This is a genomic window from Nocardia cyriacigeorgica (genome assembly GCF_010858045.1).
Classification (GTDB): Bacteria; Actinomycetota; Actinomycetes; order Mycobacteriales; family Mycobacteriaceae; genus Nocardia; species Nocardia cyriacigeorgica_E.
The window spans coordinates 318,031-344,727 of record NZ_JAAGVC010000002.1 but is presented as its reverse complement, the minus strand read 5'-3'; the positions used below and the strand labels follow the sequence as shown (position 1 = coordinate 344,727).

General features: G+C 67.9%; 30 protein-coding genes and 1 pseudogene. 12 read left to right on the top strand and 19 right to left on the bottom strand.

From position 1 onward, the window contains the following. Positions 1-78 precede the first annotated feature (78 nt). Positions 79-258, top strand: a complete 180-nt coding sequence (locus GV790_RS31840) for a bifunctional hydroxymethylpyrimidine kinase/phosphomethylpyrimidine kinase (RefSeq protein ID WP_375139365.1) — start codon at positions 79-81, stop codon at positions 256-258. Here the strand turns inward: GV790_RS31840 and GV790_RS03915 are convergent. From GV790_RS03915 to GV790_RS03905, 3 genes and pseudogenes are all read right to left on the bottom strand, one after another. Then, positions 182-473: pseudogene (locus GV790_RS03915) on the bottom strand (bifunctional hydroxymethylpyrimidine kinase/phosphomethylpyrimidine kinase); the annotation flags it as partial. The gene GV790_RS31840 and the pseudogene GV790_RS03915 sit on opposite strands and share 77 nt — an antisense overlap. 120 nt (positions 474-593) lie before the next feature. After that, the gene (locus tag GV790_RS03910) at positions 594-1,112 is read right to left on the bottom strand and encodes a nitroreductase/quinone reductase family protein (protein WP_163810502.1); all 519 of its coding nucleotides are present in this window, start codon (positions 1,110-1,112) and stop codon (positions 594-596) included. A 45-nt stretch (positions 1,113-1,157) separates the two neighbouring features. Next, positions 1,158-1,715, bottom strand: coding sequence for a TetR/AcrR family transcriptional regulator (locus tag GV790_RS03905; RefSeq protein WP_163810500.1), 558 nt, complete (start codon positions 1,713-1,715; stop codon positions 1,158-1,160). A gap of 31 nt (positions 1,716-1,746) precedes the next feature. Here GV790_RS03905 and GV790_RS03900 point away from each other — a divergent pair, with 31 nt between their 5' ends. Then, positions 1,747-2,997 carry a KasA/KasB family beta-ketoacyl-ACP synthase gene (locus tag GV790_RS03900; protein WP_163810498.1) on the top strand — a complete coding sequence of 417 codons (1,251 nt, stop codon included), beginning with the start codon at positions 1,747-1,749 and terminating at the stop codon, positions 2,995-2,997. 142 nt (positions 2,998-3,139) lie between these two features. Beyond that, the gene (locus tag GV790_RS03895; protein ID WP_163810495.1) at positions 3,140-3,763 is read left to right on the top strand and encodes an NAD(P)-dependent oxidoreductase; all 624 of its coding nucleotides are present in this window, start codon (positions 3,140-3,142) and stop codon (positions 3,761-3,763) included. A 3-nt stretch (positions 3,764-3,766) separates the two neighbouring features. Here the strand turns inward: GV790_RS03895 and GV790_RS03890 are convergent, their stop codons facing one another. Next, positions 3,767-4,420 carry a TetR/AcrR family transcriptional regulator gene (locus tag GV790_RS03890; protein ID WP_163810493.1) on the bottom strand — a complete coding sequence of 218 codons (654 nt, stop codon included), beginning with the start codon at positions 4,418-4,420 and terminating at the stop codon, positions 3,767-3,769. Between the two features lie 90 nt (positions 4,421-4,510). Here GV790_RS03890 and GV790_RS03885 point away from each other — a divergent pair, with 90 nt between their 5' ends. Then, a complete protein-coding gene (locus GV790_RS03885) occupies positions 4,511-5,644 on the top strand; it encodes an epoxide hydrolase family protein (RefSeq protein ID WP_163810491.1) in 1,134 nt (377 codons plus the stop codon). A gap of 63 nt (positions 5,645-5,707) precedes the next feature. Here the strand turns inward: GV790_RS03885 and GV790_RS03880 are convergent, their stop codons facing one another. Further along, a complete protein-coding gene (locus GV790_RS03880) occupies positions 5,708-6,844 on the bottom strand; it encodes a GTP-binding protein (protein ID WP_163810488.1) in 1,137 nt (378 codons plus the stop codon). Positions 6,845-7,203: 359 nt separating this feature from the next. On the opposite strand from GV790_RS03880, the gene GV790_RS03875 reads away from it, so the two are divergent. The 3 genes from GV790_RS03875 to GV790_RS03865 are packed head-to-tail and all read left to right on the top strand — an operon-like array spanning position 7,204 to position 9,771. Then, positions 7,204-8,022, top strand: a complete 819-nt coding sequence (locus GV790_RS03875; RefSeq protein WP_228815173.1) for an ABC transporter permease — start codon at positions 7,204-7,206, stop codon at positions 8,020-8,022. Next, positions 8,019-8,750, top strand: coding sequence for an ABC transporter ATP-binding protein (locus tag GV790_RS03870; protein ID WP_163810486.1), 732 nt, complete (start codon positions 8,019-8,021; stop codon positions 8,748-8,750). Before GV790_RS03875 ends, GV790_RS03870 begins: the two co-directional genes overlap by 4 nt. A gap of 34 nt (positions 8,751-8,784) precedes the next feature. After that, positions 8,785-9,771 (top strand): ABC transporter substrate-binding protein, encoded by a 987-nt coding sequence (locus GV790_RS03865; protein WP_163810484.1) that lies wholly within the window; start codon positions 8,785-8,787, stop codon positions 9,769-9,771. 49 nt (positions 9,772-9,820) lie between these two features. On the opposite strand, the gene GV790_RS03860 is transcribed toward GV790_RS03865, so the two are convergent. The 9 genes from GV790_RS03860 to GV790_RS03820 form a co-directional block, all read right to left on the bottom strand. Beyond that, positions 9,821-10,546 (bottom strand): HD domain-containing protein, encoded by a 726-nt coding sequence (locus GV790_RS03860; protein ID WP_163810482.1) that lies wholly within the window; start codon positions 10,544-10,546, stop codon positions 9,821-9,823. 244 nt (positions 10,547-10,790) lie between these two features. Beyond that, complete coding sequence (gene thiC / locus GV790_RS03855; RefSeq protein WP_178127494.1) at positions 10,791-12,452, bottom strand: phosphomethylpyrimidine synthase ThiC; 1,662 nt, start codon at positions 12,450-12,452, stop codon at positions 10,791-10,793. Positions 12,453-12,668: 216 nt separating this feature from the next. Further along, complete coding sequence (locus tag GV790_RS03850) at positions 12,669-13,142, bottom strand: VOC family protein (protein WP_163810480.1); 474 nt, start codon at positions 13,140-13,142, stop codon at positions 12,669-12,671. Between the two features lie 148 nt (positions 13,143-13,290). Continuing rightward, positions 13,291-14,466 (bottom strand): fumarylacetoacetase, encoded by a 1,176-nt coding sequence (gene fahA / locus GV790_RS03845; protein ID WP_163810477.1) that lies wholly within the window; start codon positions 14,464-14,466, stop codon positions 13,291-13,293. Beyond that, the gene (locus tag GV790_RS03840) at positions 14,463-15,659 is read right to left on the bottom strand and encodes a homogentisate 1,2-dioxygenase (protein WP_163810475.1); all 1,197 of its coding nucleotides are present in this window, start codon (positions 15,657-15,659) and stop codon (positions 14,463-14,465) included. The genes fahA and GV790_RS03840 overlap by 4 nt, the downstream gene beginning before the upstream one ends. A gap of 100 nt (positions 15,660-15,759) precedes the next feature. Further along, on the bottom strand, positions 15,760-16,380 hold the full coding sequence (locus GV790_RS03835) for a TetR/AcrR family transcriptional regulator (protein ID WP_163810473.1): 621 nt from the start codon (positions 16,378-16,380) through the stop codon (positions 15,760-15,762). Positions 16,381-16,443: 63 nt separating this feature from the next. After that, positions 16,444-17,259: an exodeoxyribonuclease III gene (locus GV790_RS03830; protein WP_163810471.1), complete on the bottom strand. Its 816-nt coding sequence runs from the start codon at positions 17,257-17,259 to the stop codon at positions 16,444-16,446. Positions 17,260-17,304: 45 nt separating this feature from the next. Next, positions 17,305-18,285, bottom strand: a complete 981-nt coding sequence (locus GV790_RS03825; protein WP_163810469.1) for an N-acetylglutamate synthase, CG3035 family — start codon at positions 18,283-18,285, stop codon at positions 17,305-17,307. After that, complete coding sequence (locus tag GV790_RS03820; protein WP_138449983.1) at positions 18,278-18,865, bottom strand: peptide deformylase; 588 nt, start codon at positions 18,863-18,865, stop codon at positions 18,278-18,280. The genes GV790_RS03825 and GV790_RS03820 overlap by 8 nt, the downstream gene beginning before the upstream one ends. 217 nt (positions 18,866-19,082) lie before the next feature. Here GV790_RS03820 and GV790_RS03815 point away from each other — a divergent pair, with 217 nt between their 5' ends. From GV790_RS03815 to GV790_RS03795, 5 genes are all read left to right on the top strand, one after another. Continuing rightward, positions 19,083-19,424, top strand: a complete 342-nt coding sequence (locus GV790_RS03815) for a DUF3263 domain-containing protein (RefSeq protein WP_163810467.1) — start codon at positions 19,083-19,085, stop codon at positions 19,422-19,424. Between the two features lie 18 nt (positions 19,425-19,442). Then, positions 19,443-19,991: a LytR C-terminal domain-containing protein gene (locus tag GV790_RS03810; RefSeq protein WP_175585792.1), complete on the top strand. Its 549-nt coding sequence runs from the start codon at positions 19,443-19,445 to the stop codon at positions 19,989-19,991. Positions 19,992-20,113: 122 nt separating this feature from the next. Further along, complete coding sequence (gene sodC, locus GV790_RS03805) at positions 20,114-20,827, top strand: superoxide dismutase[Cu-Zn] (RefSeq protein ID WP_163810465.1); 714 nt, start codon at positions 20,114-20,116, stop codon at positions 20,825-20,827. Between the two features lie 12 nt (positions 20,828-20,839). Continuing rightward, the gene (locus GV790_RS03800) at positions 20,840-21,985 is read left to right on the top strand and encodes a glutamate--cysteine ligase (RefSeq protein WP_104360719.1); all 1,146 of its coding nucleotides are present in this window, start codon (positions 20,840-20,842) and stop codon (positions 21,983-21,985) included. Positions 21,986-22,110: 125 nt separating this feature from the next. Continuing rightward, positions 22,111-23,427 (top strand): phosphatase PAP2 family protein, encoded by a 1,317-nt coding sequence (locus GV790_RS03795; RefSeq protein WP_163810576.1) that lies wholly within the window; start codon positions 22,111-22,113, stop codon positions 23,425-23,427. Between the two features lie 81 nt (positions 23,428-23,508). Here GV790_RS03795 and mnhG read toward each other — a convergent pair whose 3' ends face one another. Genes mnhG through GV790_RS03770 form a run of 5 tightly spaced genes read right to left on the bottom strand, consistent with a single transcriptional unit; the run spans position 23,509 to position 26,615 of the window. Further along, entirely contained in the window at positions 23,509-23,859 is a 351-nt protein-coding gene (gene mnhG / locus GV790_RS03790) for a monovalent cation/H(+) antiporter subunit G (RefSeq protein ID WP_163810463.1), read from the bottom strand. Beyond that, entirely contained in the window at positions 23,856-24,116 is a 261-nt protein-coding gene (locus tag GV790_RS03785) for a monovalent cation/H+ antiporter complex subunit F (RefSeq protein WP_036540808.1), read from the bottom strand. Before GV790_RS03785 ends, mnhG begins: the two co-directional genes overlap by 4 nt. Then, positions 24,113-24,643, bottom strand: a complete 531-nt coding sequence (locus GV790_RS03780; RefSeq protein ID WP_163810461.1) for a Na+/H+ antiporter subunit E — start codon at positions 24,641-24,643, stop codon at positions 24,113-24,115. Before GV790_RS03780 ends, GV790_RS03785 begins: the two co-directional genes overlap by 4 nt. Next, positions 24,640-26,235: a Na+/H+ antiporter subunit D gene (locus tag GV790_RS03775; protein WP_163810459.1), complete on the bottom strand. Its 1,596-nt coding sequence runs from the start codon at positions 26,233-26,235 to the stop codon at positions 24,640-24,642. Before GV790_RS03775 ends, GV790_RS03780 begins: the two co-directional genes overlap by 4 nt. Next, a complete protein-coding gene (locus GV790_RS03770) occupies positions 26,232-26,615 on the bottom strand; it encodes a Na(+)/H(+) antiporter subunit C (protein ID WP_163810457.1) in 384 nt (127 codons plus the stop codon). Before GV790_RS03770 ends, GV790_RS03775 begins: the two co-directional genes overlap by 4 nt. Positions 26,616-26,697: the final 82 nt, after the last annotated feature.

Genomic DNA, 26,697 nt, shown 5'->3' with positions numbered 1-26,697 from the left:
GTGGCGGGGGTCTGCCGGGAGGTCGGTATCGGGCGGGACGGGGAGATTCCGCTGGTGGTTGACCCGGTGGCGGCCTCGATGCACGGTGATCCGCTGCTGCACGAAGAGGCGCTGGACGCGGTGCGCAACACGCTGTTCCCGATTGCCACCATCGTCACGCCGAACCTCGACGAAGTGCGCCTGATCAGCGGCGTCGACGCCAGCATTCCGGTCTTCGCCGCGCCCACTCCGATATCCCCGACCACCGACCGCACCTGATCGGCGACGATCTGCGGCGGAATCTCGTGGAACCCGCTCACCCCCACCGAGTTCTGCACCGTCACCGCTGCCACCGCCACACATGCGTGCACCCCGCACATCGCCATGGTCCGCGAATCCGCCTGAATCCCGGCCCCACCACCCGAGTCCGTTCCGGCGATAGTGAGCGCCCGAACCGGCGTCCGACCACTGGGTACCAAGGGCAGCAATTCCACCCGCCCACCTTATCGGGGTGCCGGTCGGCGGTTTCGCACGTCACCCCGAGCCGGACGGGCGGTGCAGTCGGCGTCGTCGTCGAGCCATCAGGGAGGACTGCGACCAGACCTCGAGCCCGGCTATTCGGACTTGCCCGCCTCGATCGGCTCAACCAGCGTCAGCACCACCAGCGGTAGCGGCTTCGACACCTTCGATTGGTAGTCGGCCAACAGTGGGTTCTCGCGGAGCGCCCAGGCTGCGAATTCGTCGTAGCGTTCGCCGGTGAGCGCTTCGGCGGTGGCTCGGTAGGTGGTGGGGCCGAGTTCGACTGTTACCTCGGGGTTCGCCCGGACATTGTGATACCAGGCGGGGTAGCGGTCTTCGATGAAGGAGCTGACATAGAGGGTGTCGTCGCGGTAGAGGGCGCCGAGGACGACGGTGTGGGGGCGGCCGGATTTGGCGCCGGTGGTGGTGAGGATGAGCAGGGTGGAGCCGGCGTAATCGCCGCCGACCGCGCCGCCGTTCTCCCGGAACTCGCGGATGATGTCGTCGTTCCAGGTGGCGACCTCCTCGGGCGAATACTCCCGATTCCAGGGGGCGTCGGGATCGTCGTAGGAAATGGTCTTGCTGGTATCTGGGGTGCTACCGGATTCAGCCATGCCGGCAGTATGGCAGTGGGTACCGACAGAAACGGCGGACCGGAATCAGCGCACGGTGTGCTCGATCAGGCGGCGGGCCGCGCGGTCGGTGCGGTCGGCATCGCCGGTGATGAGCCGGTCCTGCAGGATGCCGCGCAGCCCGGAAATCAGCAGGGTGGCAACGACTTCCGGGTCGTCGATGGTGTCGACGCGGCGCAGGCCCGCGGACAGGCTCTGCACGAAGACGCCGATGGCCTCCTCGGCGTAACCGGCGTACGGACCGTGGGGTGCGCACGCCGCGCCGAGCACCTGCATCATCACCTTGACGCTGGTGACGCCCTCGCCCGCGCTGTTCGCGACCCAGAAATCCCACAGCCGCTCCCGCAGTGCGGCCGCATCGGTGATGCCGGCGAACAGGGCGGCGATATCGGGTCGTTGTGTCGCCAGCGCCTGGACCAGCAGATTCTCCTTGGTCTCGAAGTAGTAGATGAGCATCCGTGAACTGGTGCCCAGCTCGGCGGCGAGCGGGCGAAGTGACAGGTCGGCGAGGCCGTGCTCGGCGATATACCGCACCACGGCGGCCAGGAGCTCGGTGCGTTTGGCGTGGTCGAGAGGGCGGGCCATGGGTTGACTGTAGCGATTGGTACAGGTATCCATGTCAATCGTGAATGTAACAGTCGCTTCAGAAACTCCGGTGACGACGGACGGCGTGGTCATGACGGCGTACGCGGCCACCACCTCGCTGGCCGCCGATATGGACGCGACCTGGTCGAAGCTGCTGCGCGGCCGCACCGGCATCGGCCCGCTGGACGACGACTTCGCCGAAGGCCTTCCGGTCCGGATCGGCGGCAAACTGGCCGAGAATCCGGCGGGCGAGCTGACCAGGGTCGAGCAGCGCAGGCATTCGTATGTGGAACAGCTGGCGCTGGTACTCGGCCGCCGGGTGTGGCGGGCGGCCGGCGCGCCGGAGGTGGACGGCGAGCGGCTCGCGGTCGTCATCGGTACCGGCCTCGGTGGTGGTGACGCCCTGATCGACGCGGTCGACGCGATGCGCGCGGGCGGTTATCGGAAGGTGGCGCCGATGACCGTCCCGATGGTCATGCCGAACGGTCCGGCCGCCGCGGTGAGTCTCGAAATCGGCGCCAGGGCAGGGGTTTACGCTCCGGTCTCAGCATGTTCGTCGGGGTCGGAGGCGATCGCGCATGCCTGGCGGCTGATCCGTACCGGCGAGGCCGACGTGGTCGTCGCGGGCGGCGTCGAAGGCCATATCCATGCGGTGCCGATCGCGAGTTTCGCCATGATGCGGGCCATGAGCACCCGCAACGACGAGCCCGAACGCGCGTCGCGGCCGTTCGACCGGGATCGTGACGGTTTCGTCTTCGGTGAGGCGGGAGCGCTGGTCGTGCTCGAATCCGAGCGCCACGCCCGGGCCAGAGGTGCGCGCCCGCACGCCAGGGTGCTCGGTGCGGGCATCACCTCCGACGCCTACCACATCGTCGCCTCCGAACCGGAGGGCAACGGTGCCGCACGCGCGATGCGGAAGGCGATCAGCACCGCGGGACTGACGGATTCGGATATCCAGCATGTCAACGCGCACGCCACGTCGACGTCGATCGGCGACGCCTCCGAGGCCAATGCCATCACCGCGGTCACGCCGACGGCGTCGATCTACGCTCCGAAATCGGCCCTCGGGCACTCCATCGGCGCGGTCGGTGCGTTGGAAACCATCATCACCGCCCTGACGCTGCGCGAACAGGTCGTGCCGCCGACGCTCAATCTGGAGAATCCGGACGTCGACCTCGATATCGTCGCCGGCGCGGCGCGTCCGCAGCGGATCGACTACGCGCTGACCAATTCGTTCGGTTTCGGCGGGCACAATGTCGCGCTCGCGCTCGGCCGGGCCTGAGGTTCTGAAGCCCAGCGATCATGAGCGGGAGTGAGACGCCCGCTTATGTTTGCGAGATCGCAGACCATGGAACGTCTCGATCGCTGCGGGTGTACTGGATTCACCAACGAAACAACAGCTTTCGAGAATTCAGGAGAACACCATGCGAATCGCGATCTTCGGAGCCACCGGTACCCTCGGCCGCCACGTCCTCGAACGGGCCTTGCGGCAGGGCCACGAGGTCACCGTCCTCACGCGCGACGCGAGCCGGGTGAGCACCACCCACGACAACCTGCGGGTGCTCGAGGGCGACGTGCTGGACCCGGCCGCCGTCGAGGGCGCCGTCGCGGGTCAGGACGCGGTGCTGATCTCCCTCGGCAACGGCCGCAAGGGGGTGGTGCGGGCCGAGGGGACGCGCACCGTCATCGAGGCGATGCGCCGCAACGGCGTCAAGCGGTTGATCTGCCAGTCCACCCTCGGTGTCGGCGACAGCAGGCCCAACCTGAACTTCCTGTGGAAGTACATCCTGTTCGGCCTGGTGCTGCGGCCGGCCTACAACGACCACGTCCGCCAGGAGGAGTATGTGCGCGCCAGCGATCTCGACTGGACGATCGTGCGCCCGAGTGCGTTCACCGATGGGCCCGCGACCGGCACCTATCGGCAGGGCTTCGCTGGCGACGAAGCCGGGCTGTCGCTGAAGATCTCACGCGCCGACATTGCCGATTTCATGCTGGATCAGCTCACCGACCGCACCTATCTGCATCGGGCGGTCGGCATCTCGAACTGATGCTCACCGGCCGGTGCGCGGTTGCCAGCGCCAGGCGAACTCTCCCGGCTGCGGTGCGGGACCGGGTAGTTCGCCTGCGGCGGCCATGCCCTCGACCAGCAGGGCGAGTACTCGTCGACGCAATTGTCTGGTGCGTTCGGGTTCGGGGGTGCCGACGGCAGCGCAGGCGTCGAGCACCAATCCCAGGTCGAGGTCGGTCACCTCGGGGCGAAGCCGGCCGGTGGCGTGGGCCCGCCGGACCAGTTCCGACGTCAGCTCACCGGAGCGCTGCACGTCGGGCACGATCGAATCGTCCGGCGTGAACGTTCCCGCCAGACGCACGGTGAGGGAGTGGACATCGGCGTCCACCACTCGCTCCAGGAAACCGACGAGACCGCGCCAGCCATCCGAATCCTCCAGTGCCGCTTCGGCTTCGGTGTTGTAACGGCGCAGGCCGTCGTAACAGAGGGTGCGCAGCAGCACGTCCTTGCTCGGATAGCGGCGATAGAGCGCGCTGATGCCGACGCCGGCGCGTTCGGCGACGGCCGAGATCGGCGCGGCGGCATCGGCGAGGAACACCGCCCGGGCCGCGTCGAGGATGATGCTGTCATTGCGGGCGGCCTGGGCCTTGCGGCCGGGCAATCCCTTCTGAGCTGGTGCGTCGGATGTTTTCGGCATGGCTTCAGGCTAGCACTTGAAACGGAATGATCCGTTCTGTTACGGTGTGAACAGAACGAAACATTCCGTTCCAATACCGAGGAGCTCGCCATGACCGTCCGTCCCTTCACCGTCGACATCCCGCAGGCCCGCCTCGACGACCTGACCGAGCGGTTGCAGCGCGCCCTGTGGCCGGACGAGCTGCCCGGCGTCGGCGATTCCTATGGCGTGCCGGGCGATCGGGTGCGCGGGCTCGCCGAATACTGGCTCGACGAGTTCGACTGGCGGGCGGTGGAGGCGCGGCTCAATGCCTACCCTCAGTTCATCGCCGACATCGACGGTGAGAGCATCCACTTCCTGCACGTCCGGTCCGAGCGCGAGGACGCGCTGCCGGTGATCCTCACCCATGGCTGGCCGGGTTCGGTGCTGGAATACCTCGACGTCATCGAGCTGCTGACCGCGCCGGAATCGCCCGACGCACCCGCCTTCCACGTGGTGATCCCATCGCTGCCCGGGTTCGGTTTCTCCGGCCCGACCCGCAGCACCGGATGGAACGTGCAGCGCACGGCCAAGGCGTGGGTGGAGCTGATGACCCAGCTGGGCTATGAGCGGTTCGGGGCGATCGGCAACGATGGCGGCTCGATGATCTCGCCGGAGATCGGCCGGATCGCGCCAGATCGGGTGGTCGGCGTGCACGTCACCCAGCTGTTCTCGTTCCCGTCGGGCGATCCGGCCGAGTTCGAGGGCATTTCCGCTGACGACCTGGCGGCGCTCGAACATCTGAAGTGGTTCCAGGACAACAAGATGGGATTCAACGTCTTCTGCAGCCAGCAGCCGCAGACCCTGGCGTACGCGCTGGCGGATTCCCTGCTCGGGCTGCTCGGATGGAATGCGCAGCTGTTCGGCGAGAGCCTGGACAAGGAGTTCGTGATCGCGAACATCGCGCTGTACTGGCTGACCGGCACCGGCCCCACCTCGATTCGCTTCTACTACGAGCAGGCCCACGCGAGCGAGCAGCCCGCGGAGCCGACCACGACGCCGACCGCGCTGGCCATGTTCACGGGCGATTTCCAGTCGATGCGGCGATTCGCCGAACGCGACCACAGCAATATCGTCAGCTGGAATTCCTACGATGTCGTTTCGGTCGTCGGCGGACCCAATGACGCCGCAGGGCATTTCGCCGCACACGAGGCGCCGGCGGTCTTGACCGGCGATATCCGGCAGTTCTTCGAGAAGCTGAGCTGACATCCTCGCGCACCGGCCCAGGTCCCGCCGCCGGACCTGGGCCGTCGCCGTGCGGGAGGCGGCTCAGGCGTGTTCGTGGAGTTCGCCCCAGGCGGGGAACGGGTCGGGGTAGCTCGCCCAGGCCTGCGGGCCCGCATCCATTTCGGCGTCGGTGAGCAGCGCGCGGTCGAGTAGGGCTCGAATATGGTCGCGATTGAGCTTTATGCCGATGAAGACGATCTCCTGCCCGGCCGGGATCTCGAGCGAGGACCACCACGCGGCCGGTTCGAATACCAGATTCGGCCCGGCTTGCGACCAGATGGCGGCAAGGTCGGATCGACTCGCGATCCAGCAGAAACCCTTGCTGCGCAGCAGGCCGCGCAGTTGTTCCAGCGCCTCGGACAACCGCTGCGGATGGAATGGGCGTTCGGCGGTGTAGGTGAGGCTGCTGATGCCGTATTCCTCGGTCTCCGGGACGTGACCGCCGGCCAGCTCCTCCGCCCAGCCTTCGGTGGAGGCTGCTGCGACGGGGTCGTAGCGGCCGGTGTTCAATACTTCGCTCAGCTCGACCACGCCGTGGCGGGTTCGTAAGACCTTGGCGCGCGGGTTCATTCGCCGCACCGCCGCCTCCACGGCTCCGGCCGCGCTCTCGCTCACCAGGTCGGTCTTGTTAATCAGCAGCACATCCGCGAACTCCACCTGATCGGCCAGCAGATCGGCGATTCCGCGTTCATCGCCCTCACCCGCTTGCATATTCCGTTCGGCCAGCGCCTGCCCGCGGGCGATCTCGGCGAGGAAGGTCGAGGCGTCGACCACCGTGACCATGGTGTCGAGCCGGGCGACGGATCCGAGACTGAACCCGTCCTCGAACTCCCAGTCGAAGGTGGCAGCGACCGGCATCGGTTCGGAAATGCCCGTCGACTCGATGACGAGTTGATCGAACCGCCCCTCCCCGGCCAGCCGGGCCACCGCCTCGATGAGATCTTCGCGCAGGGTGCAGCAGATGCAGCCATTGGTCAGCTCGACCAGCTTCTCCTCGGTGCGATCGAGATGCCCCTGCCCGGCGACCAGCGCGGCGTCGATATTCACCTCGCTCATGTCATTGACGATCACCGCGACCCGGCGACCCTCCCGGTTGGCCAGGATGTGGTTGAGCAGGGTGGTCTTGCCCGCGCCGAGGAATCCGGACAGGACGGTGACGGGTAGTTGCGCTGTGGTCATCCGCTAATGATAACCATTGTCATTAACGAGCGGTCACGCGCTATCCGCGCAGGGTGTCGAAGACGTGCTGGATCTGGGGGCCGACGACCGCGTCGACGTCGGCTCGGGCGGCAGCTGCGGCGGACCGTACGGTTGCGGCGGGTACTGATACTGCGCCGGCGCGGGACCGAACCCGGGGTGCGGTGAGTTCGCGGGCGGTGGATTTCCAGCGGGCCCCTCGGACGGCGGATTCTTCTGCGGCGGATAGTAAGTCATCGGAGCGTGACTCTACGGGGACGAAACGGCCGACCGGCCGCGCGATCGATTCACCCTGAGTACAACCCTGTCGGCGGGCCCGCGCCGGCCCGCATCATGCACGAATGCTTATGGAGAGGCGCACCGAGCGGGCCGAGCAGCGGGTTCCGCTGTATCGACGTCCGGGGTTCCTGCGTGCACTGGCTCCGATCGCGCTGCTGGTGATCTGGCAGATCGCCAGTAGCAGTGGGTGGGTGTCGGCGAAGAAACTGCCCGCGCCTTCGGTGGTGCTCGACGCCGGGCTGGAGCTGTATCGGTCCGGGCAACTGGGCGAGGCGCTGCTGGTGTCGGGCGAGCGGGCGCTGTACGGATTCCTGCTCGGCGCGGTGCTCGCGCTGGTGCTCGGCATCCTCGCGGGAATCAGCACGACCGGTGAATACGTGCTGGATCCGCCATTGCAGATGGTGCGAACCATCCCGCTGTTCGGGCTGATCCCGCTGTTCATCATCTGGTTCGGGATCGGCGAGGAACCGAAGATCTACCTGATCGCCCTCGGTGTGTTCTGCCCGCTGTACCTGAATACCTTCGCCGGTATTCGTCAGCTGGATCCGAAGCTGCTGGAGCTGAGCCGCACCCTGCAGCTGTCGCTGTCCGAACGCCTGCGGTTGCTCATCGTGCCCGGTGCGTTGCCGCAGATCCTGGTCGGTGCGCGGCAGAGCCTCGGCATCGCCTGGCTGTCGCTGATCGTGGCCGAGCAGATCAACGCGAGCGCCGGCCTCGGCTTCGTGATCAACAATGCCCGCGAATTCCTGCGCACCGACATCGTGATCTTCGGGCTGCTCATCTACAGCCTGCTCGGGCTCGCCACCGATGCGATCGTGCGCGCGCTCGAACAACGTGCGCTGCGCTGGCGTCCGTCCGTCGACCGAGGGGTTCAACCATGACCGTCACCCAGCAAGTGGCCGCGCGTGCGGCGGCTCGAATCAGTGGCCTGGACAAGAGCTTCGGCGGGCGCAGCGTGCTCGATGGCGTCGACGTCGAGATCGCCGCCGGTGAGATCGTCGCGTTGGTCGGGCGCAGCGGCTCCGGGAAGTCGACGCTGCTGCGGATCATCGGCGGCCTCGAACAGGCCGATCGCGGAACAGTGACGGTGCAGGCGCAGCCGACGATCGTCTTCCAAGAGGCGCGGCTCATTCCGTGGCTTCCGGTCGTGCGCAATGTCGCGCTCGGGCGGCCGAGCCCGCGTAATCGCCGGGCCGACGAGAAGATCGCCCGGCAGCTGCTCGAGCAGGTGAATCTGCGCGAGCGCGCCGAGGCCTGGCCGCTCACCCTCTCCGGCGGTGAGGCCCAGCGCGTCGCCCTGGCCAGGGCATTGGTCGCGCACCCGACATTGCTGCTGCTCGACGAACCGTTCGGCGCCCTTGACGCGCTGACCCGCCTGGCCATGCACGATCTACTGCTGCGGTTGCAGGCCGAACGCGGATTCGGGGTGCTGCTGGTCACCCACGATGTCGCGGAGGCGGTCGCACTGGCCGATCGTGTGCTGGTGCTAGAGCACGGCCGCATCGCCGATGAGGTCCGCATCGATCTCGCCCGTCCGCGCCCGCATTCGTCGCCGGAGGCCGCCGAGCACGTCGCCCGGTTGCTGCGGCTACTCGGCGTCGACGCCTGATCCACCCGCTCCACTACGCAGGAAAGCAGTTCTCGTGAAACGACTCTCGATATTCCGGCTCGCAGGTGCGGCCATGGTGGCCGCCGCTGTCTTCGCCACCTCCGCATGCGGTGAGGAGGCCGCGCCCGCGCCGAGCGGCCCGGTGGACCTCAGTGCGGTGACCTTGAAAGTCGGGGATCAGAAGGCCATTTCGATCGAGGTGCTCTTGCGGGCCTCCGGCCAGCTGGAGAATTTGCCGTACAAGATCGAGTTCTCCACCTTCACCGCCGGCCCGCCGCTGATCGAGGCGGCCGGAGCCGGGGGCATCGATCTGGCGCAGACCGGCAATACCCCGGTGATCTTCGGTGCCGCCGCGAATGCCGATATCAAGATCGTCGGCGCGCTGGCGGCCACCGGTAAGGGCGATGCGATTCTCGTCGGCAAGGACTCGAAGGTCGCCTCGGTGGCCGATCTGAAGGGCAAGAAGGTCGCCGTCACCAAGGGCAGCTCGGCGAACGCGAACCTGCTGCTGCAACTCCAGAAAGCGGGCCTGAGCCTGGACGATGTGGAACCGGTCTACCTGGCGCCCGCCGATGGCTACGCCTCGCTGACCCGCGGCGACGTCGACGCCTGGGCGGTCTGGGATCCCTACACCGCCATCGCGGAAAAGGAGGTCGGCGCCAAGTCCATCGCCTCCGCCGATCAGGCCGCCAACGGCTACAACTTCTGGGTCGCCTCGAACAAGGCCGTCGACGACCCAGGAAAGTCGGCTGCCATCCGCGACTTCTTCACCCGCTACGCCGCGGCCACCAAGTGGTCGTCGGACAACCTCGAGCTGTGGTCCACCAAGTACGCCGAACTGACCGCCATCCCCGTCGACGCCTCCCGCACCACCTGGACCCGCTCGATCAAAGAGCCGATCCCGCTGACCGACGAGGTGGTCGCCTCCGAACAGGAAATCGCCGACGCCTTCACCGAGGCAGGCGCCATCCCCGGCAAGGTCGCATTCGCCGACTTCGTGGATCAGCGCTTCGAACAGTAGAAGCCGCCGTCGCGTGCCGCCATACGGAGCTCATGCCGCTCGGTGTATGTCAACTGGACAGGGACTTGTTCAGTGGATTCAACTGCACCGGAATTCGCATGCCCAGCTTCCACATCACCGCCGCTCGAGAATCCGGTCGCTCGTGCGCCTCCCGTCGCATGGCGACGAGGAAGGAGTCGGTGAACCGGTCGCGGGGGTGGATCCGCACGATGTCGGCCAGAAGTGCACGTGGCAGATCGCCGATCCGGCTGCCGGCGACATCGAGGTGCGCGGCGGCGTGCAACAGGTGCGCCTCCACCCCCTGCGCGGGATCCACTCTGACGTCCATGTGCAGGTCGATGGCCTCCTCGACGAGGTCGGCGAATTCAGCCGCGGCTCCCCACGTCAGCAGTTGCGCTCGCGCCACCGTCCCGCCGTGTGCGGCGAAACATGGTGACTGCTCCGGCGTGGGCCGATACGGATCGGTCAGCGCGATGTCGTGCAGCAGCGTTGCGACGAAGAGCAACTCTGGGTCGAAGCGGTGTCCGGCCATCTGTGCGAACGCTGTGCCGAAGTACCAGCAGCGCAGGCAGTGCTGCTGTAGTTCACCGCAGTAGACGGATTCGGCCAGCTCGAAGGCACGCCGGGTGAGTCTGCTGTCCGGTGGCGCCTCGGGCAGCTCCACCGCTGTCGAGCGGCCGCCGACGCCCAGCGTCGTCTTGATGACACCGGGCAGCCCGGCTAGTTGCGCGGTAGCGGCGCGTCGTGCGAAACCGATCTTCTGCTTGCGGTCCATCGCACCGCGCGGTCGAGACGGTCGTTCAGGCGCCTCCGATGCCGAACCACGCCGCGGTGCAGCGGGTTCTGTTCGGGGGAGATTCGCCTGGCGTATTTCCTGGCCGTCCATACCCACACCTATCCGCGTCTGATCGAGTCATTGCCGATTGTCGGTATGGTAATGGACCGCGGGTCCGGCCAGCTGACAAACAAACGCACACCCTCGGCCGAATCCGGCCGGGGGCGTGCGTTTCTCGGTGCTGCTAGGAAACGACCGGCAGGTAGACCTTCTTGCCTGCGTCGGCGAACTCCGCGGACTTCTCCGCCATGCCCGCCTCGATGGCCTCCACATCGGTGAGGCCCTGCTTCTCGGCGTATTCGCGCACGTCGGCGGAGATGCGCATGGAGCAGAACTTCGGGCCGCACATGGAGCAGAAGTGCGCGGTCTTGGCCGGCTCGGCGGGCATGGTCTCGTCGTGGTATTCGCGGGCGGTGTCCGGATCCAGCGACAGGTTGAACTGGTCGACCCAGCGGAATTCGAAACGGGCCTTGGACAATTCGTCGTCACGCTGCTGGGCGCGGGGATGACCCTTGGCGAGGTCGGCGGCGTGCGCGGCGATCTTGTAGGTGATCACGCCGACCTTGACGTCATCGCGGTTGGGCAGGCCCAGATGCTCCTTGGGCGTGACGTAGCACAGCATCGCGGTGCCGGCCTGGGCGATGATCGCGGCGCCGATGGCCGAGGTGATGTGGTCGTAGGCCGGGGCGATATCGGTGGCCAGCGGGCCGAGAGTGTAGAACGGCGCCTCCTCGCACAGCTCCTCCTCCAGCCGCACGTTCTCCACGATCTTGTGCATCGGCACGTGGCCGGGGCCTTCGATCATCACCTGCACACCATGCGATTTCGCGATCTTGGTGAGCTCGCCGAGAGTGCGCAGCTCGGCGAACTGGGCCTCGTCGTTGGCGTCGGCGATGGAACCGGGGCGCAGGCCGTCACCGAGGGAGAAGGTGACGTCGTAGCGGGCCAGGATCTCGCACAGTTCCTCGAAGTGGGTGTAGAGGAACGACTCCTTGTGGTGGGCCAGACACCAGGCCGCCATGATCGAGCCGCCGCGCGAGACGATGCCGGTGACGCGCTTGGCCGTCAGCGGCACATACCGCAGCAGCACGCCCGCGTGCACCGTCATGTAGTCGACGCCCTGCTCGCACTGCTCGATGACGGTATCGCGGTAGATTTCCCAGGTCAGCTTGGTGGGATCGCCGTTGACCTTCTCCAGCGCCTGGTAGATCGGCACCGTACCCACCGGGACCGGCGAGTTGCGCATGATCCACTCGCGGGTCTCGTGGATGTTCTTGCCGGTGGACAGGTCCATGATGGTGTCGGCGCCCCAGCGGGTGGCCCACACCATCTTCTCCACCTCCTCGGCGATGGAGGAGGAGACGGCGGAGTTGCCGATATTGGCGTTGATCTTCACCGCGAACTTCTTGCCGATGATCATCGGCTCGCATTCGGGATGGCGGTGGTTGGCGGGGATCACCGCGCGGCCCGCGGCGACCTCGTCGCGCACCAGTTCCGGTGAAACCCCTTCGCGCGCGGCGATATAGCGCATTTCTGCGGTGATGATGCCCGCCCGCGCCCAGGCCAGCTGGGTGCGCGGGCCGTCGATCTGCGGCTTGGGCCATTCGTCGCGCAGCTTGGGCAGGCCGGCTTCGAGGTCGATGGTCGCGGTGTCGTCGGTGTACGGGCCCGAGGTGTCGTAGACGTCGAAGTGCGCGCCGGTGGTCAGATTGATCCGGCGCACCGGGATGCGCAAGGTCAGCCCGTCGGCCTCGACCTCTTCGTAGTGCTTGACGCTGCCCTCGATCGGGCCGGTGGTCACCGTGTCGACCCCTGCGGTGGTCGCGGAACGGCCGGTGGAACCCATATTTTTCCTCCCTACGCCGGCATTACCCGGTCAGGTTCATACGGTCGACGGCCCTGATCCGCCCGGCATCGGGCTAGCCGTCCTCTCAGCCCGCTGGTGCGAGCCCCCGTTGGCGTGATTCGTACCCGCCCGACCATACCCGCCCCGCTGCGCGCCCGGAGCAGACCTGGGCGCGGCATCCGAACTCACCGCCGGATACCGCACCGGGTGAGCAGATCAGGCGTTCTCGTAGGCGGCGCGCATCGCCCGCAGGTCGATCTTCTTCATCTTCAGCATCGCCGCGGTCGCGCGGTCGACCGCGGCCGGATCGCCGGTGAGCAATTCATCGGCTTCGGTGGGCCACACCTGCCACGGGACTCCGTACTTGTCGTAGAGCCAGCCGCATTCGATCTCCTTGCCGCCGCCGGCGAGCAGGGCGTCCCAGAGCCGATCGACCTCGTCCTGGCTGTCGCAATTGATCAGCAGCGACATCGCGTGGGTGTACTGGAACTCGCCGCCGCCGTTGATGGCGGTGAAGCGCTGACCGGCGAGTTCGAAGTCGACGGTCATGACCGCTCCCGGTTCACCCATCCCGCTGTCGCTGAACCGCAGCACCCGGATGATCGTGGAGTCCGGGAACAGCGAACAGTAGAATTCGGCGGCTTCCTCGGCGTTGCCGTCGTACCAGAGGTTGGTGACGATCTTCTGCATGATCGGTGTCCTCCCGCTCGATGAACTGGCCTTATCGATTCAGACTGCGCGCTCGCGCGGAATTCATCGCGGTTTCCGCTGAACGGCGCAGCGGCGGCCGGCTGATCGGGCAGATCGAGACAGGAGGCCCGCCACCGTGCCGGCGGAGTCATTCGTGCGCGGGCAGGATCCGTCCGGTGACTTCGCCGAGTCCGAGACGGGTACCGTCGGCCGCCGGTGCGGTGGCGGTGATGGTGACCTCGTCACCGTCGAGCAGGAAGGTGCGTTCGGCGCCGTCCAGGCTGATCGGCTCGGTGCCGCCCCAGGACAGTTCCATGAACGAACCACGTTCCCCGACGGCGGGGCCGGAGATGGTGCCGGACGCGTAGAGATCGCCGGGGCGGGTGGCGGCGCCGTTGACGGTGAGATGCGCCAGCATTTGGGCCGGTGACCAGTACATCCGGGCATACGGCGGATGCGACACCGGAACGCCGTTCCAATGCACGGCCAGCTCGATATCGAGGCCCCATGGTTCGGTTTCGCGCAGGTAGGGCAGGGGCGCCGGATCCTGCGGCGGTGGCGATATCCGGGCCGATTCCAGGGCCGCGAGCGGGGTGATCCACGCGCTCATCGACGTCGCGAAGGATTTCCCGAGGAAGGGCCCGAGTGGCTGATATTCCCAGGCCTGGATATCGCGGGCGGACCAGTCGTTGATCAGCGCGACGCCGAAGACATGCTCGGCGAAGGCGGCGGTACTGATCGAGCTGCCGAGTGGGGAACCGACGCCGACCACGAACCCGAGCTCGGCCTCGATATCCAGCCGCCGCGAAGGCCCGAAATCCGGTGTGCCCGAATCCGTTCGCCGTTGCCCGCGCGGACGCGCGATATCGGTGCCGGATACCACGACCGTTCCGGCCCTGCCGTGATACCCGACCGGCAGGTGCCGCCAATTCGGTAGTAGCGGTTCGGATCCCGGGCGCAGCAGCTTTCCCAGATTCGTGGCGTGGTCGATGCTGGCGTAGAAATCGACGTAGTCGCCGATCCGCACCGGAAGCGCCAGCCGCGCCGCGGCCAGCGGGCAGACCGCATCGGCGGAGAGTTCGCCCTCGACCAGTCCGCGCACCCGCTCCCGCACCTGCGCCCACCGCTGCGGGCCCTGCGCCAGAAAGGCATTGAGATCGGGCCGGGCGAAGACGGGATCGTCCAGGGCGAGGGCCAGATCGATGACGTGATCGCCCACCCGCACCCCCACGCGGTATTCGTCGCCCCCCGGCGCGAACACCCCGTACGGCAGATGCTCGGGTCCGAACGGTGCATCCGGCGCGACCTCGATGCGCGTCTTCACCGCGGGCCCCGCCCGGACCAGGTCCACGCGTAACCGGGATCTTCGCAGGCCAGCGCGCCCTCACCGAGTTCGAGCGGGCGGAAGGTGTCGACCATCACGGCCAGCTCGTCGAAGAATTCCACTCCGATGCTCGCCTCGTACGCACCGGGCTGCGGACCGTGCGCGTAGCCGCCCGGATGCACCGAGATCGAGCCCTGCCCGATGCCCGAGCCGCGCCTGGCCTCGTAGTTCCCGCCGCAGTAGAACATGATCTCGTCGGAATCGACATTGGAATGGTAGTAGGGCACCGGGATCGACAGCGGGTGATAGTCGACCTTGCGCGGCACGAAATTGCAGACCACGAAGTTGGTGCCCTCGAAGGCTTGATGCACCGGCGGCGGCTGATGCACCCGTCCGGTGATCGGTTCGAAATCGCTGATATTGAAGGTGAACGGATACAGGCAGCCATCCCAGCCCACCACATCGAACGGGTGAGTCGCGTACACCATCCTGGTGCCGGCGATCTGTGCACCCGGCCGGTGCTTGACCAGCACTTCGATGTCGGTGCCGACGGCGAGCAGCGGTTCGGCCGGGCCGTGTAGATCGCGTTCGCAGTACGGCGAATTCTCCAGCAGCTGACCGTATTTCGACAGATAGCGCTTCGGAGGCGCGATGTGACTCGACGCCTCGATCACATAGGTGCGCAACGGGTCGGGCCCGATCGGCAGCCACCGGTGGGTGGTGGCCCGCGGGATCAGCACCTGATCGCCCTGCCGGGCGGGCAGCGCGCCGAACACCGTCTCCACCACGGCGGCGCCGGATTCCACATAGACCAGCTCGTCGCCGATGGCATTGCGGTACAGCGGAGAGGCGGTGCCCGCGACGACGTAGGACAGGCGGACGTCGGCATTGGCGAGCAGCAATCGGCGCCCGGTGACCACGTCGACCTCGGCCCAGCTGTCGCTGGGGAACAGCTCGTGCAGCCGCAGATGCCGGTGGTGCAGCGGATGATTGGGGGTCGTCGACTGATCGGGCAGCTCCCATACCGCCGTCTCGACGATCGCCGGCGGCAGCCCGCGGTGATACAGCAGCGAGGAGTCGCCGGAGAAGCCCTCCTCACCCATGAGCTCCTCATAGAACAGGCGCCCCTGATCGTCGCGATGCTGGGTATGCCGCTTCGGCGGCACCGACCCCACCTGCCGATAGAAAGCCATGACCACACCTCCCGCCGAACGGACGGACAGCCGGTTCCATCGTATGCCGCGACCACTGGTGTCAGGGGCGGCTCGCGATGGGAGGTGCTCGCGACCCGGCTCAGGCGTTGCGCAGCGCCCGGTAGACCGCGGCGCCGACGAACGCGCCCAGTTCCTCGGGCGTCCACTGCCCGTCATCGGCGAGCAGGCTGCGCACCGCGCCCTCACCGGCCGAGATCCACTGCTCGACCAGGACCGGAAGCTTACGGTCGGCGTCCTCGATGCCCCAGGCCCGCAGCGTCGGGCGCAGCAGCCGGGTGCAGCGCTGCACGACGAGCGCGCGGCCACGGCCGAACGAACCAGCGACGGCCGGGTCCGGGTTGCCGTAGAGCAGCAGCCACGATTCCGGCCGGGCCGCGACCACCTCGAGCAGGGCGCGGAAGCCCTCGACGAAGACGGGTTCGCCGGCGTCGACGTCCCGTTCGCGCAATGCGCCGAACACCCCGTCGGCGACGTAGCCCTCCTCGCGCCGGATCAACTCCTCGATCAGCGCCACCCGATCGGGAAAGCACGCGTACACCACCGGACGGGTGACGTTCATCCGCTCGGCGACCGCGGCGATGGTGACGGCCGCGATGCCCTGTTCGATGGCGATGGCCAAGGCGGCGTCGAGCACCTGCGGCCTGCGCCGTTGTGGCCCGAGATGCTGCGCACGCGGCCGCACCGCGGATTCGGTACTCATGCGCCAACGGTATCAGTGCCGCGACCGGTCGCCGCAGCCTCGGACTGCGCGCTACCGGCGTGCTCAGCCGGTGAACTCGGCGATCACCGGCGCGTGGTCGCTGGCGCCCTTGCCCTTGCGCTCCTCACGATCGACCACCGCGTCGGTGGCGGTGGCCGCGAGCGCGGGGGAGGCGAGGACGAAATCGATGCGCATGCCCTCTTTGCGTGGGAAACGCAGCTGGGTGTAGTCCCAGTAGGTGTAGACGCCTGGGCCGGGCGCGAAGGGGCGCATGACGTCGGCGAAGCCGGTGTCGAGGACGGCGGCGAACGCGTCGCGTTCGGGCTGGGAGGTGTGGGTCTTGCCCGCGAAGAACTCCGGAGACCAGACGTCGTCGTCGGTGGGGGCGATATTCCAGTCGCCGACCAGCGCGATCTTGGCCTGCGGGTCCTCGGCGAGCCAGCGGGCGGCGTTATCGCGCAGGGTGGCCAGCCATTCCAGCTTGTAGGCGTAGTGCGGGTCGTCGAGTGCGCGGCCGTTGGGCACGTACAAGCTCCACACCCGCACTCCGCCGCAGGTGGCGCCGATGGCGCGCGATTCCACCACCGGGGTGGCGATCAGCGATTCGCCCGCGTTCTTGTCGAAGCCGGGCTGGTCGGGAAACGCCAACTCCACATCGGCCAGCCCGACTCTGGACGCGATGGCCACCCCGTTCCACTGATTGATGCCCAGATGCGCCACCTCGTAGCCGAGCTCGTCGAAGCGGTCGTAGGGGAACTGGTCATCGCGGCATTTGGTTTCCTGGATGGCCAGCACGTCGATGTCCTGGCGGTCGAGGAAGGCCGCGACTCGGTCGATCCGGGAGCGGATCGAGTTGACGTTCCAGGTCGCGAGGCGCACGGGGTTCCTTGTCGAAGAGAGGTGAATGAACGGCCTGATCCCGTTCTACCGGACCACCGGGATGCGGGGGCCGGGGGCGGCGTAGCGGTAGTGATGGTGGTCGAGGAAGCCGAGCTCCCGGTACAGCGCGAGCGCGCCCGCGTTGTCGGCCTCCACCTGCACGTAGGCGTGGGTGGCGCCGCGGTCGCGACCCCAGCGGATCAGCTCGGCGCACACCAGCGAGGCCAAGCCGTGCCTGCGATGCTGAGCCGCCGTCGCCACGCAGGTCAGCCCGATCCAATGCCTGCCGTCCGGGGCGATGGTGAGCGCGCCACGGCCGATCGCGATGGGCTGGGGCAGTCCGAGCGAGGCGAAGCCGACCTCACCCGCCCGAACCGAGGTGAGTACATCGAGATCGGGCAGCGGTGCGGCAGGATCGCCGGGTTCCTCCCCGCGGCGGCGATGCAGGTCAAGCCACGCCGCATCGGGGGCGGGGGCGATGCGCACCATCGACGGACCACGCGGCAGCACGAAGTTGTCCAGATCGATCCCGAGCACCGCCGTCTCGCCCCAGGTGTGCCAGCCCGACGGCGGCGGCGCCAGCCGGTCGGGCAGCTGCAGCCGCAACGGCAGGCCACGCTCGGCCATCCAGGCACCGATCCGCTGCAGCGCGTCGGCCGAAACCAGCGGTGGTCCATCGGAATTGCCCAGGGGGACAGCGGAGTTCGCGCGGTCGGTGTAGCCGTTACCGGCGCGCACCAGCCAGCCGTCGATCCAGGCGTGCTCGGCGCCGGGCCAGCCGTCGGCCGCCGCGGCCTCCAGCGCGCGGATCTCGCCGGTACGGATCGGCCTGGGGCCCAGCGCTTTCAACGCGACGACGCGATCGGTCGACACCGACACCACCTGGCCGTCGGCGCCGCGCACCGTCGGCGGGTCGAGTGAGACCAACTCGCCGATCACATCCGTCATCGGCTGCGGGTAGCCCTCCGGCAGCAGATACCGCATGACCACCCGGCGACCGAGCGGAATACCTGCGGAATCAGTCATGCCCGAACGGATCCGGCACGGTGCCGGGTAGCCAGCTCAAACCCGGTGTGCCCCAGCCATTGCGCTTGATCGCCTTCTTGGCGGCGCGAGCATTGCGGCCGATCAGCACGTCGACGTAGAGGAAGCCGTCGAGATGGCCGACCTCGTGCTGCAACATCCGGGCGAAGAAACCCTTGCCCTCGATCTCCACCGGCTGGCCGTGCTCGTCGATGCCGGTGACCTTGGCCCACTCGGCCCGGCCGGTCGGGAACTGCTCGCCGGGCACCGACAGGCAGCCCTCTTCGTCGTCATCGGGATCGGGCATGGTCTCGGGGATCTCGGAGGTCTCCAGCACCGGGTTGATCACCGCGCCGCGACGCCGGGTGACGGTGCCGTCGGCGGCCTGATCCGGGCAGTCGTAGACGAACAGCCGCAGCGGCTTCCCCACCTGGTTGGCGGCCAGACCTACGCCATTGGCCGCGTCGAGCGTCTCGTACATGTCCGCGATCAGCCCGGCCAGCTCCTCCGGCGACTGAGTCACCCGCTCGGTCGGGTTGTGCAGAACGGGATCGCCGACGATGACGATAGGGAGGATTGCCATGCGCCCAATTTTGCCGCCTCGCCCTCGCGCGGTGCGCGCCGCCCCTCGGCGGGTCCGTTCGGAAGCCGGGAAACGCGCGCGGCCCGCCGTCGCGACGCGTAACCGCTGGTACCGGACACGCCGTCGGACAGACCGCACGATCGGCTATCCCCATGGTTGAATGATCGGCGACGTACAAGCATCATTTCGTCCGACGGTGACTCGGCGAGGGAGCAAGATGGACGGCGCAGCAGCGCGGGACCTTTCCGCAATCCAGGACAGCCCTTCTACGAGCGACGAGGTCACGGCCACTCAGCAGGCCGATGACGACGGCCTGAGCCGTCGCGAACACGACATCCTGGCCTTCGAACGCCAATGGTGGAAATACGCGGGTGCCAAGGAAGAAGCCATCCGCGAGCTGTTCTCGATGTCGCCCACCCGGTACTACCAGGTGCTCAACGCGCTCGTGGACCGCCCGGAGGCGCTGGCCGCCGACCCGATGCTGGTCAAACGGCTGCGCAGGCTTCGGGCCAGCAGGCGCAAAGCTCGTGACGCGCGCAAGCTCGGATTCCAGGTGTGACGGACTAGGCTCGAACAGGTGAGTTACCCGAAACCCACTTCCGGCGGGATCCCGCTGCGAGCGCTGGCGATGGTGCTGATCGCACTGGCCATCGTCTTCGCCGGTCTGGGCGCGATGTCGTTGTCGAGCGCGGACTCCGAGACCGAGACGGCCGCCGAGACCAGCGCGCCGGCAACGACCACCTCGGTCGCGGTGGCTCCGCAGGCCACCTCCGCGCGCACCACCACCGCGAAACCGACCACGACGACGGCGGCCCCGACCACCACCACCTCCACCACCCCGGTGCTGGATCAGTCGACGCCGATCCGGGTGCTCAACAACAGTCTGGTCGCCGGATTGGCCTCCCGGACGGTGAACCAGCTGAAGGCCAACGGCTGGACCAACGCGTCCGCCGGCAACTACGCGGGCTCCACGATCCCCGCGACCACCGTCTATTACGGCAACGCCGCCGGCGACAAGGCGGCAGCCGACGCCGTCGCGGCGATTCTGGGCGCCGGTGTGGCACCGATGATTCCTGGATTGGGCGGCGGTTCCGCCGGCGTGGTCGTCGTGGTGACGGGTAACTGATCAAGAGTCCGACACGGCCCGAGGATCGAGCGACACGGCGGGCGTGGCATCATCTTGACCGATAAAACAACGTGTCCACCCAGCTTTACTCGTAAACTCGGTACTCGTAAAGGAGTTCCCCGATGGCACCGTCCACAACTCGTCGCCCGTCCTGGCGGACCGTGACCCCGGTGCTGGCGATCGCCGTCTTCGGCCTCACCGCCTGCACGAACAGCCAGGAATCGAGTGACGTCCAGGGAACCACCCCGCCGGTGTGGACGAGTTCACCCGCTCCGGCCGGTGCCGAGAGCGGTCACGGCGGTGGCCACGGCAGCACCGGCGCCGGCGGGCACGGTGAAACCCCGGCCGCCGGCGGTACCAAGGTCGAGCTGAAGGACGCCGCGGGCACCACCGTCGGCACCGCCGACATCGCCGAGGCGGGCAGCTTCCTGAAGATCAGCATCGAGGCGCACGGCCTGCGCCCCGGTTTCCACGGCCTGCACATCCACCAGGTCGGCAAGTGTGAGCCCAATTCGGTGGCACCCACCGGTGGTTCGGCGGGCGACTTCCTCTCCGCCGGTGGCCACCTGCAGGTCGGCGCCGCCAACGCGCATCCGGCCAGCGGCGACCTGACCTCGCTGCAGGTGCGTGAGGACGGCAACGCCACCCTGGTCACCACCACCGACAAGGTGAGCATGTCCGATATCCGCGGTAAGGCGCTGATCATCCACGCCGATTCGGACAACTTCGCCAATATCCCCAGCCGCTACAGCCATCCCGGCGGGACCGGCCCGGATCAGGCGACCCTCGCGACCGGCGACGCGGGCGGCCGGGTCGCCTGCGGCGTGATCCAGTAGGAGCGTGCCGGCATGGGTGGGGCTGGGATCGAGAGGGTTGTCTTCCACGGTTCGCCCCGCCCGACCATCGGCGTCGAATGGGAGATCGCGCTCGTCGACAAGGTGACGCGCGATCTGTCCAATACCGCTGCGGCGGTCTTCGATTCGGTCGGTGATCTGCGCGCCCACGACGGCACCCCGCAGGTCACCAAGGAGCTGCTGCGCAACACCGTCGAACTCGTCACCGGCGTGCACAACAGCGTCGGCGAGGCGATGGACGACCTGAGCGCGACCATGAACACGGTGCGCCGTGCCGCGGATCCGCTCGGCGTCGACCTGTTCTGCGCCGGCACCCATCCGTTCGCGCAGTGGTCGGCCCAGCAGCTCACCCGCTCACCGCACTACGACGAGCTGATCGAGCGCACCCAATGGTGGGGCAGGCAGATGCTCATCTGGGGCGTGCATGTGCACGTCGGAGTGTCGCACCAGGACAAGGTCTTTCCGATCCTGAACTCGCTGCTGCTGTCGTATCCGCATCTGCTCGCGCTGTCGGCGTCCTCGCCGATGTGGTCGGGATCCGACACCGGCTATGCCAGCAATCGCGCCCTCATGTTCCAGCAGCTGCCCACCGCGGGGCTGCCGTTCCAGTTCGAGAACTGGACCCAGTTCGAGTATTTCGTGCACGACCAGTTCAAAACCGGTGTGTTCGAACAGCTCGGCGGCATGCACTGGGATATCCGGCCTGCACCCAAATGGGGCACCATCGAGGTGCGCGTCTGCGATGGCATCTCCACCCGTGCAGAGCTGGCCGCGATGGCGGCGTTCATCCACTGCCTCATCGTCGACCTGGACCGGCGGGTGGACAACGGCGAACAACTGCCGACCCTGCCGCCGTGGCATGTGCAGGAGAACAAATGGCGGGCCGCGCGCTACGGGCTCGACGCCATCGTCATCGTGGATGCCGACAGTAATGAGCGACTCGTCACAGATGACCTCGATGAGCTATTGAACCGTTTGGAGCCGACGGCCAAACTGCTCGGCTGTGCCGACGAGCTCGCCTCGGTGGCCGAAATCCCCGTCCGTGGCGCCTCCTACCAGCGTCAGCGCAAGGTGGCGGCGGCCGCGCAGGGCGATCTTGTCGCGGTGGTCGACGCGCTGGTCAAGGAACTCGACCAGTAACGGCGCGGGCCGTGGTCGCCTGACGTTCCCTCGGCCAGGGGGATGACGTTCACCTGCCGTTTAACATGGTCGATGTGCTAGTCGAAGATCCGAACTCCAGAGTTGGCGCCGCGGCCCGATTGTCCATGCCGCGTACTCGGATTCGGGTCCTCGCACTCGGCACCGCGATCGCCGCCGTGCCCGTCTTGTTGATCGCCCTCCAGGTGGTGGCGTCCACGCAGGGGTTCGAAGGTCCGCTGGAGAGTCTGTGGCGTGATTACGCGGGCACGCCGAAGTCGATGACGGTGCCGTGGGCCGGCCTGGTGCTGGCGCTGGTCGGGTTGCCGGCGCGGCGGCGGATCATCGCGCTGGGCGCGGCGGTCGGCATCGACGTCGTCTGTGCGGGTGCGCGCATGCTGGCCGGTGAGCCGTTCACGGTGGGCAATGGCCCGGTGATCGTGCTGACCGCGATCGCGGTGCTGGCCCTGGTGCGCTGGGACGGCGTCGAACGGCGCAATGCCCTGCACGCGGCGGCCCTCGGCGCGCTGCTGATCCTGGCCACCAAGGTCGGTGACGTCTGGCTGCACGTCACGATCCTCACCCAGCCGCAGGTGCTCGACGAATACGTGATGCTCGCCGATCACGCGCTCGGCGACCCGTCCTGGGTGATGGGGCGGGTGCTGGAGACCCTCGGCCCCTCGGTCGAGGCGGTGCTGCACTGGGTGTACATCGAACTGCCCGCCGCGGCGATCGTGGTGGCGGTGTGGCAGCTGCGCGGGGTGGTGTCGACCGGACGCTGGCCCGGCCACTACCTGGTGCGGACGTTCTTGGTGCTCGGCCTGGTCGGCCCGCTGATCTATGTGCTGTTCCCGGTGGTGGGCCCGATGTTCGCCTTCGGCGCCGACGGCGCCGGATTCCAGCTCGGCAACTATTGGCCGCAGGTGGTGCCGCCGATCGACCGCAATCCCTCGGCGCTGGATTTCGACTCGGTGACCCCGCGCAACTGCATGCCGTCGATGCACACCGCATGGGCGCTCGCGGTGTTCCTGCACACCCGTCGGGCTGCCGACGGCAGCCTGGCCCCGCGCTGGCTGCGCTGGGGCGGCATGTTCTGGCTGCTGTGCACGCTGGCCGCGACGCTCGGCTTCGGCTACCACTACGGCGTCGACCTGGTGGCGGGCGCGGTGCTGTGCCTGACCGTGGAGTCGGCGCTGCGCGAGCCCGAGCGGGGGTGGGGTTGGTTCCGCATCCGGCTGGTCGCAGGCGGTGCGCTCGTGCTGGCCGCGCTGCTGATCTCCTACCGCTACCTGGCCGTGCCGATGGCGGAGTATCCGGTGCTCGCGGGCACCATCGTGCTGGCGCTGCTGGCGGCGGTGGCGGCGGCGTTCCACGGGACGTGGTTCGCCCGTCGGCAGAAGGCGCGGGCCGAGGACCTGGAATCGGTCGGAGCCTCGGCCGAGTAGGCGCGGCACGGGTTCGTTCCCACCCGGTCGAGCGCTGTTCGACGGCGCGGAGCGCGATGAGCCGAGTAGCCGGCCCGCCGCTCAGTTCCCCGGCCGCTGGTCCAACTCGTTGCCCAGTTCGTTGACGGCGAGCAACCCGTCGCGGTGCCGTTGCTCGCGGTAGGCCGTGCGGCCGATCAGATGCGCGATCACCGGTGCGGTGAGCAGGGTGAACAGTCCGACGAGCACGAGCATCCAGGCGTCCGGGCTGTCGTAGACCCGGATGATGGTGCCGGCCAGCACCAGGTTCAGGCCGATGACCTGCGGTTTGGTGGCCGCGTGCATGCGCATCAGGGTGTCGGGGAACCGGACGATGCCGATGGCCGCGGTGAAGGCCAGGCCCGCGCCGAGCACGATCAGGATGCCGGAGATCCAGTCCAGGATGGCGATCATCGGTCGTCCCGCACGCGGAATCGGGAGACGGCGGCCGAGCCGAGGAACCCGACCAGCGCCAGCGCCACGATGGCGGGCACCACGGTGGTGTCGCGGCTGTAGGCGGCCCACACCGCGAGCCCGCAGATGGCCATCGCCACCAGCGAGTCGATGCCGACCACCCGGTCAAGGGTGCTCGGCCCGGCCAGGGTGCGGTAGGCGGTGATCACCGCGGCCGCCACCAACAGGATCGCGGCCGTCACGGCGACGACGATCATGCGCTCACCTCCGGTACCGAACGGGCCGCCGGACGCTGGAAGCTGGCGATCAGCAGCCGCTCCAACCGGCGGGTGGTGCTGTAGAACTTGTCCACCGCCTTATCGCTGCCCACATCCATAACGTGCACGTACACCACGCAGCGTTCGCGATCGAGTTCCAGCACCATGGTGCCGGGAATGAGATTGAGCAGATTGGTACACAGCACGAGCACCAGATCCGATTTGAAGCTGAAGTACACCCGCAGCACGCCCGAGATCGGCGGCGGCGCCGGCCGCACCGCGAACCAGGCCACTTGCACACTCGATTCGAGTGCGTAATAGATGCTCACCGCGATCAGCTGGATCAGCGGTACCGGGCGCACCCAGCCGGTGACGGGTACCCGCGGCAGCGGCAGCGTCACCATGATCAGCGCGCCGACCGCCAGCCCGGCCAGCACATTGGCCACGCTGAGCCGGCCCCACAGCGCCACCCACACGGCGGCCAGCCAGCACAGGACGGCGATCCGGATCACGGTTTCCCGGCTCATCGCGGCTCCGATCCGAGCACGGCGGTGATGTAGACGCCGCGGTCGCGTAGGTCGTCGGCGGCCCGGTCGGCGATGTTCAGGATCGGCCCGGCCCAGACCGTGAGCGCGATCCCCACCCCGACCAGGGCGGCGGTCGAGGTCACCATCAGGGCGGGCATCCGGCCGGGATCGGCGCGCTCGTCGTAGAGCATGTCGGTGGAATCCTCCACCAGGGTCGGCAGCGTGGCGGCGGCCAGATGGCCTTCGGTGGCCTCGGCGCGCGGCCGCCAGAACGCCTTGCTCCACACCCGCGCCACCACATACAGGGTGAGCAGGCTGGTGACCACCGAACCGGCGACCAGCGTCCAGGCCAGCACGCTGCCGTTCTGCGCGCCCGCCTGGAGCAGGGCGACCTTGCCGACGAAGCCGGAGAACGGCGGAATCCCACCGAGATTCAGCGCGGGGACCAGGAACAAGATCGCCAGCAGCGGACTCGCCGCGGCCAGCCCGCCGAGCCTGCGCAGCGACGCCGAGCCTGCCTGCCGTTCGATCAGGCCGACCACCAGGAACAACGCCGTCTGCACCAGAATGTGGTGGGCGATGTAGTACACCGCGCCCGACAGGCCCATCCGGCTGGCCAAGCCGACCCCGAAGACCATGTAGCCGATGTGGCTGACCAGCGTGAACGACAGCAGTCGTCGGATATCGCTCTGCGCGATCGCACCGAGAATGCCGACGAGCATGGTCAGCAGGCCCGCGATGAGCAGCACATTGTCGAAGCCGCCGTCGGGGAAGATCAGCGTGTAGGTGCGGATGATCGAGTACACGCCGACCTTGGTGAGCAGGCCGGCGAAGACCGCGGTCACCGGCGCGGGCGCGGTCGGATAGGAGTCGGGCAACCAGCTCGACAGCGGGAACACCGCCGCCTTGATGCCGAAGGCCACCAGCAGCACCGCGTACACCGCATTGCGGATGCCGACCGGCACCTCGTCCATCCGCAGCGCCAGCTGGGCCATGTTCAACGTGCCGGTGGCGCCGTAGGTCAAGGCGATGCCGGTCAGGAAGATCAGCGACGACAGCATCGAGACCATCACATAGGACACGCCCGCACGGATGCGTTCCTCGGTGGCGCCGAGGGTGAGCAGCACGAACGAGGCGACCAGCAGGATCTCGAAACCGACGAACAGGTTGAACAGATCGCCTGCCAGGAACGTCATCGACACGCCGGCGCTCAGCACCAGATACGTGGGCCAGAAGATCGAGGTGGGTTGCTCGGAATCGGCATCGCGAATGTTCTGGCCCGCGCCGTAGATGGCGACCGCGAGCAACACGATCGACGACACCAGCTCCATGGCGGCCGCGAGCCGGTCCACCACCAGGGTGATGCCGATCGGCGTCTCCCAGGCGCCGACCTGCAAGGCGGTGGTGCCGTCCCGGTCGGCCAGGAACAGCAGCAGGCCGCAGACCACCACCGCCGCCGACAGCGCGATCAGCGCGACCAGGCGCTGGGTGCGCGGACGCCGGCCGAACACCAGCGTCGTCGCGGCTGCGAGCATCGGGATCAGCACCGGCAGCGGCGTCAGCACCGGCAGCAGGTCGGACGACAGCATCATTCCTCGGGATCCTCCTGCTCGCGCGTGGCCGCGATCCCGACATCCTCCGGGTCGTTCTCGACATCATCGGTGGTGGTCAGGGTGTAGGAGCGGTAGGCGAGGGCGAGCACGAAGGCGGCAAGGCCCATGGTGATCACGATCGCCGTCAGCACCATGGCCTGGGCCAGCGGGTCGGCCATCTCCTCATGGGCGTCATCGGTGGCGCCGCTGATCGGCGGTTTCCCGTCCCCGCCCGCCATGGTGAGCACCAGCAGGTTCACCGCATTGCCGAACAGGATCATGCCGAGCAGCATCTTCGACACCGCCCGCTCGAGGATCAGATACACCCCGCAGGCCACCAGCACGCCGACGACGATCAGCAGCGTCAGGTTCACACTCACGCTGTGCCCTCCTGCGCATGCCCGGGGCGCCCTCCGTGGTTACGCAAGCTGCCTCCTCCGGGCGCTGACCCGGTCATGCGGT

Coding starts and splice junctions, on each gene's coding strand:
- GV790_RS03860 (WP_163810482.1), bottom strand. CDS start 10,546: ATGGACCGCAAGCAGAAGATCGGTTTCGCACGACGCGCCGCTACCGCG.
- GV790_RS03895 (WP_163810495.1), top strand. CDS start 3,140: ATGCGAATCGCGATCTTCGGAGCCACCGGTACCCTCGGCCGCCACGTC.
- mnhG (WP_163810463.1), bottom strand. CDS start 23,859: ATGATCGCCATCCTGGACTGGATCTCCGGCATCCTGATCGTGCTCGGC.
- GV790_RS03795 (WP_163810576.1), top strand. CDS start 22,111: ATGCCGCGTACTCGGATTCGGGTCCTCGCACTCGGCACCGCGATCGCC.
- GV790_RS03800 (WP_104360719.1), top strand. CDS start 20,840: ATGGGTGGGGCTGGGATCGAGAGGGTTGTCTTCCACGGTTCGCCCCGC.
- GV790_RS03910 (WP_163810502.1), bottom strand. CDS start 1,112: ATGGCTGAATCCGGTAGCACCCCAGATACCAGCAAGACCATTTCCTAC.
- GV790_RS03840 (WP_163810475.1), bottom strand. CDS start 15,659: ATGGCTTTCTATCGGCAGGTGGGGTCGGTGCCGCCGAAGCGGCATACC.
- GV790_RS03850 (WP_163810480.1), bottom strand. CDS start 13,142: ATGCAGAAGATCGTCACCAACCTCTGGTACGACGGCAACGCCGAGGAA.
- GV790_RS31840 (WP_375139365.1), top strand. CDS start 79: ATGCACGGTGATCCGCTGCTGCACGAAGAGGCGCTGGACGCGGTGCGC.
- GV790_RS03785 (WP_036540808.1), bottom strand. CDS start 24,116: ATGATCGTCGTCGCCGTGACGGCCGCGATCCTGTTGGTGGCGGCCGCG.
- GV790_RS03775 (WP_163810459.1), bottom strand. CDS start 26,235: ATGATGCTGTCGTCCGACCTGCTGCCGGTGCTGACGCCGCTGCCGGTG.
- GV790_RS03890 (WP_163810493.1), bottom strand. CDS start 4,420: ATGCCGAAAACATCCGACGCACCAGCTCAGAAGGGATTGCCCGGCCGC.
- GV790_RS03880 (WP_163810488.1), bottom strand. CDS start 6,844: ATGACCACAGCGCAACTACCCGTCACCGTCCTGTCCGGATTCCTCGGC.
- sodC (WP_163810465.1), top strand. CDS start 20,114: ATGGCACCGTCCACAACTCGTCGCCCGTCCTGGCGGACCGTGACCCCG.
- GV790_RS03825 (WP_163810469.1), bottom strand. CDS start 18,285: ATGACTGATTCCGCAGGTATTCCGCTCGGTCGCCGGGTGGTCATGCGG.
- GV790_RS03905 (WP_163810500.1), bottom strand. CDS start 1,715: ATGGCCCGCCCTCTCGACCACGCCAAACGCACCGAGCTCCTGGCCGCC.
- GV790_RS03835 (WP_163810473.1), bottom strand. CDS start 16,380: ATGAGTACCGAATCCGCGGTGCGGCCGCGTGCGCAGCATCTCGGGCCA.
- thiC (WP_178127494.1), bottom strand. CDS start 12,452: ATGGGTTCCACCGGCCGTTCCGCGACCACCGCAGGGGTCGACACGGTG.
- GV790_RS03820 (WP_138449983.1), bottom strand. CDS start 18,865: ATGGCAATCCTCCCTATCGTCATCGTCGGCGATCCCGTTCTGCACAAC.
- GV790_RS03875 (WP_228815173.1), top strand. CDS start 7,204: ATGCTTATGGAGAGGCGCACCGAGCGGGCCGAGCAGCGGGTTCCGCTG.
- GV790_RS03780 (WP_163810461.1), bottom strand. CDS start 24,643: ATGAGCCGGGAAACCGTGATCCGGATCGCCGTCCTGTGCTGGCTGGCC.
- GV790_RS03815 (WP_163810467.1), top strand. CDS start 19,083: ATGGACGGCGCAGCAGCGCGGGACCTTTCCGCAATCCAGGACAGCCCT.
- GV790_RS03885 (WP_163810491.1), top strand. CDS start 4,511: ATGACCGTCCGTCCCTTCACCGTCGACATCCCGCAGGCCCGCCTCGAC.
- GV790_RS03900 (WP_163810498.1), top strand. CDS start 1,747: ATGTCAATCGTGAATGTAACAGTCGCTTCAGAAACTCCGGTGACGACG.
- GV790_RS03870 (WP_163810486.1), top strand. CDS start 8,019: ATGACCGTCACCCAGCAAGTGGCCGCGCGTGCGGCGGCTCGAATCAGT.